Origin of the sequence: Cereibacter changlensis JA139, assembly GCF_003034985.1 — a bacterium.
Taxonomy (GTDB): Bacteria; Pseudomonadota; Alphaproteobacteria; order Rhodobacterales; family Rhodobacteraceae; genus Cereibacter; species Cereibacter changlensis.
This window is the reverse complement of sequence record NZ_PZKG01000349.1, coordinates 1-1,221: the sequence shown is the minus strand read 5'-3', so window position 1 is coordinate 1,221 and position 1,221 is coordinate 1. Positions and strand designations below refer to the sequence as shown.

1 pseudogene is annotated in these 1,221 nt (G+C 66.7%); it reads left to right on the top strand.

The features are described 5' to 3' along the window. Nucleotides 1–1,221: pseudogene (locus C5F48_RS23960) on the top strand (trimethylamine methyltransferase family protein); the annotation flags it as partial.

The window sequence follows — 1,221 nt, the reverse complement described above, 5'->3', positions numbered from 1 at the left end:
GGCGCGTGGGAGGGCCGCGTGGGAGGTGTATTGGTCTCAGCCAGGCGCCGGGCCTCGGGGGTGGAGATCCTGACCGGCGCGGGGGCGATCCTCGGCGATGACGGGCGCATCCGCTTTCCGCGCGCGCTGGTCGAGGACATGCTGGCGGTGGCGGCGCGCGACATCACGCTCTTCGCGCGCGATCCGAAGTTCGACCTGCATCTTACTGGGAGCAATGTGCATTTCGGCACCGCGGGGGCGGCGGTGCATATCGTCGATCCGGTGACCAACAGCTATCGCGACTCCACCGCGCAGGATCTCTATGACGCGGCGCGGCTGACGCAGAATCTCGACAACGTGCATTTCTTCCAGCGCGCCATGGTCTGCCGCGACGTGATTGACAACTTCGACATGGATATCAATACGCTCTACGCCTGTCTTGCGGGAACGAAGAAGCATGTCGGCACCTCCTTCTGCGACCCGGCCCATGTGAAGGGCTGCTTCGACCTTTTGCACATGGTGGCGGGCGGCGAGCAGGAGTGGCGCGCGCGGCCCTTCGTCAGCAACTCCAACTGCTTCGTCGTGCCGCCGATGAAATTCGCCGAGGAAAGCTGCATCACCATGGAGGCCTGCATCCGTGCCGGCATGCCGATGCTGCTGCTTTCGGCCGGGCAGGCCGGGGCGACCGCTCCGGCGCCGATCGCGCTGGCCATCGTGCAGGCCATGGCGGAATGCCTTGCCGGCGTGGTCTATGTGAACGCGATCAGCCCCGGCCACCCGGCGATCTTTGGCACCTGGCCCTTCGTGTCCGACCTGCGCACCGGCGCCATGTCGGGCGGCTCGGCAGAGCAGGCGCTGCTGACGGCGGGCTGCGCCCAGATGCACCGCTTCTACAACCTGCCGGGCGGGGCGGCGGCGGGGATCTCGGACAGCAAGCTGCCCGACATGCAGGCGGGCTGGGAACAGGCGATCACCAACACGCTGGCCGGGCTCTCTGGGCTCAACATGGTCTACGAGGCTGTGGGCATGCATGCCTCGCTTCTGGGCTTCTGCCTCGAGAGCCTGGTTTTGGGCGACGACATCCTCGGGCAGGTCCTGCGCACGGTGCGCGGCATCGACGTGACCGAGGACAGCACCAGCATCGAGGCGATGAAGGAGGTCTGCCTCGGCGGGCCGGGCCATTACCTCGGCCATGCCCAGACGCTGAGCCTGATGCAGACCGAATACATCTACCCCGCCGTT